Annotated in this window: 3 protein-coding genes; all 3 read right to left on the bottom strand. The window is 65.9% G+C overall.

The genetic code is table 11. The features are described from left to right. Nucleotides 1-1,436: urocanate hydratase (gene hutU / locus EOD07_RS27015; protein ID WP_206519564.1), on the bottom strand; the 1,436-nt coding region annotated here is incomplete at its 3' end. 31 nt (nucleotides 1,437-1,467) lie between these two features. Beyond that, nucleotides 1,468-2,283 carry an N-formylglutamate deformylase gene (hutG, locus tag EOD07_RS27010; protein WP_127237573.1) on the bottom strand — a complete coding sequence of 272 codons (816 nt, stop codon included), beginning with the start codon at nucleotides 2,281-2,283 and terminating at the stop codon, nucleotides 1,468-1,470. A 220-nt stretch (nucleotides 2,284-2,503) separates the two neighbouring features. Further along, on the bottom strand, nucleotides 2,504-3,537 hold a 1,034-nt coding region (locus EOD07_RS27000; protein ID WP_245470508.1), incomplete at its 5' end, for an aromatic amino acid lyase.

The raw sequence follows: 3,537 nt of genomic DNA, 5'->3' as shown, positions 1-3,537 counted from the left end.
GTGTTGAGCAGCGCGTTGAGCAGCGGCCAGTCGGAGATGGCGTCGGAGCCGTCCTTCATCGCTTCGGTCTCGCGGTTCGGCGAGGCGACCGAGCCGGAATCAAGATGGTCGCGGCCGATGACGACGGGCGCCTTGAGCTCGCCCCTGGCGACCATCTCGTTGAAGGCGAGGCCGAGCCGGTGGCGGTCGCCGAGGCCGACCCAGCAGATGCGCGCCGGCAGGCCTTGGAAGGAGATGCGCTTGCGCGCCATGTCGAGCCAGTTGTGCAGATGCGTGTTGCCGGGGGTGAGCTCGCGCACCTTGGCGTCGGTCTTGTAGATATCCTCCGGATCGCCCGAGAGCGCGGCCCAGCGGAACGGACCGATGCCGCGGCAAAACAGCGGCCGGATATAGGCCGGCACGAAGCCCGGGAAAGCGAAGGCGTTCTCAAAACCTTCGTCCTTGGCGACCTGGCGGATATTGTTGCCGTAGTCGAGCGTCGGCACGCCGGCGTTCCAGAACGCTACCATCGCCTCGACATGCTCGCGCATCGACGCGCGGGCGGCTTTCTCGACGGCTTTCGGATCGGACGTGCGCTTCTCGCGCCATTCGGCCATCGTCCAGCCCTTCGGCAGATAGCCGTTGATCGGGTCGTGCGCCGAGGTCTGGTCGGTGAGGATATCGGGACGGATGCCGCGCTTGAACATCTCCGGCACGATCTCGGCGGCGTTGCCGAGCAGGCCGACCGACTTTGCTTCGCCGGCCTTGGTCCAGCGATCGATCATTTCCATCGCTTCGTCGAGCGTCTCGGCCTTCTCGTCGAGATAGCGCGTGCGCAGGCGGAAATCGATCGAGTCCGGATTGCATTCGATGGCGAGGCAGGAGGCGCCGGCCATGACCGCGGCCAAAGGCTGGGCGCCGCCCATGCCGCCGAGGCCGCCGGTCAGAATCCACTTGCCCTTGAGGTCGCCTTTGTAGTGCTGGCGGCCGGCCTCGACGAAAGTCTCGTAGGTGCCCTGGACGATGCCTTGCGTGCCGATATAGATCCAGGAGCCGGCCGTCATCTGGCCGTACATCATCAGGCCCTTCCTATCGAGCTCGTTGAACTTCTCCCAGGTCGCCCAGTGCGGCACGATGTTGGAGTTGGCGATGAGCACGCGCGGGGCGTTGGAATGGGTCTTGAAGACGCCGACCGGCTTGCCGGACTGCACCAGCAGCGTCTCGTCCTCGCCAAGCGTCTTCAGCGAGGCGACGATGCGGTCGAAATCGTTCCAGGTGCGCGCCGCCCTGCCGATGCCACCATAAACAACGAGCTCATTCGGGTTCTCGGCGACCTCCGGGTCGAGATTGTTCATCAGCATGCGCAGCGGCGCTTCGGTCGTCCAGTAGCGGGCGTTGAGCTTGTCGCCGCGCGGGGCGCGCACTTCGCGTATGTTGTGACGAGGATCGGTCATCATTGTCCCTTTCAAGCGAGGCGGGCGGCGCTGGTCAGCGCCCGGCCCAGTCAATGGCGGTTTCAAGGATCGTTTTCAGCGTGGCGCGGATCGGCGCCGCGTAGCTGGGGTCGTAGGGCTCGGGCCAGTTTTCCGGCGAGCCCTTCTCATTCGGCTCGCGCATGTAGCCACGGTTGGAGAGTTCCATCTGCAGCGCATGGACGCCGTTCCCGGGCCGGCCGAAATGGCGCGTGATCCAGCCGCCCTTGAAGCGGCCGTTGACCACCCAGCTCTCGCCAGTCGCGGCCAGGATCTCCGTCACCCTTTCCTGCAGCGACGGATCGGTGCTCTTGCCGTCATTGGTGCCGAGATTGAAGACCGGCAGCGTGCCTTCGAACAGCCGCGGCAACACCGAGCGGATCGAATGGCAGTCATAGAGGACGATGTTTTCGTGCATGCCGCGCAGCCGGTCGATCTCGGCCTGCAAGGCGTCGTGGTAGGGCGCGAAATAGGTCTCGCGGCGCTCATCGATCTCTGATGGCGTCGGTTCGTCACCCATATTGTAGAGCGGATCGCCGTCGAAAGTGTCCGTCGGGCAAAGCGTCGTCGTGGCCTGGCCGGGGTAGAGCGAGACGCCGGACGGATCGCGGTTCACGTCGATGACGGTGCGAGAGATGGCGGTGTGCACGACGGTCGCGCCGAGGTCGGCGGCAAAATCATAGAGCTTGTCGATCCACCAGTCGCAGTCGCGACGGCCGAGCCAGGTCGAGACCAGCCGGCTGTCGAGACCCGCAAGGTCGATGCCGGTGTGCGGGATCGAGACCAGCAGCGGGGCCGTGCCCTGGGTTACCGTCAACCATGAAGGGGTCATGCGAGACCTCCGCAAGTTGGAGCTCTACGGCGCCCCCCTCTGCCCTGCCGGGCATCTCCCCCACGAGGGGGGAGATTGGCTGTTTCGGCGCCTCGCTCCATCCTCCGGCGTCGGTGATTGGCGAAAGCCGACGCGACGGGTGATCTCCCCCCTTGTGGGGGAGATGGCCGGTAGGCCAGAGGGGGGCGCGAAGGATCGCGACCTATCAGAGCGTTCAATCTCACGATGCAATCCCCGGCAGCTTCACGGCACCCGCCGCCTTCACCGCGGCGCCGCTGCGCACCAGGGCAATCGCCTTTTCCATGTCGGGGTGGAAGTGACGGTCGTTGTCGAGGTGCGGTACCTCGGCCCGGACCAGCCTGCGCACCGCCTCCAGCGCCTCGCTGGACGCAAGCGGCTGATGGAAGTCGCAGCCTTGCGCCGCAGCCAGCAGCTCGATGCCGATGACGGCAGTCGCGTTCTCGATCATGCCGAGCAGCCGGCGCGCGCCGTGAGCGGCCATGGAGACATGGTCTTCCTGGTTGGCCGAGGTCGGGATGGAATCGACGCTCGCCGGATAGGCCTTCTGCTTGTTTTCCGAAACCAGCGCCGCCGCCGTCACCTGCGGGATCATGAAGCCGGAATTCAGACCGGGCTTCGGCGTGAGGAAGGCCGGCATGCCGGAGAGCGCAGGATCGACCAGCATGGCGATGCGACGCTCCGACAGCGAGCCGATCTCGCAAACGGCAAGCGCGATCATGTCGGCGGCGAAGGCCACCGGCTCGGCGTGGAAATTGCCGCCGGAAAGCGCGGTGTCGTCCTCGGCGAAGATCAGCGGATTGTCGGTGACGCCGTTGGCTTCGGTTTCCAACGTGTCAGCTGCTTTACGGAGCACGTCGAGCGCGGCGCCCATCACCTGTGGCTGGCAGCGCAGGCAATATGGATCCTGCACGCGCTCGTCGCCGACGCGGTGCGATTCGCGGATAGCGCTGCCAGCCATCAGGTTGCGCAGCGCATCCGCCGTCTCGATCTGACCACGGTGTCTCCTCAACAGATGGATGCGCGGGTCGAAGGGGGCGTCCGAACCCTTGGCGGCGTCGGTCGACAGCGCGCCGGCCTGTTCGAGGCCGAGACGCTTTACCAGTCGGCGTTGGTCGCCGGCGCGCTGTCGACCGACGCCGCCAAGGGTTCGGACGCCCCCTTCGACCCGCGCATCCGCCGTCTCGATCTGACCACGGTGTCTCCTCAACAGATGGATGCGCGGGTCGAAGGGGG

It is taken from the genome of Mesorhizobium sp. M2C.T.Ca.TU.002.02.1.1, assembly GCF_003997225.1.
The sequence above is the reverse complement of the archived record's forward strand: the minus strand, read 5'-3'. Positions and strand labels throughout refer to the sequence as shown.

Excerpts from the sequence above, each read along its gene's own strand:
- hutG (WP_127237573.1), bottom strand. The coding sequence starts at position 2,283 with ATGACCCCTTCATGGTTGACGGTAACCCAGGGCACGGCCCCGCTGCTG.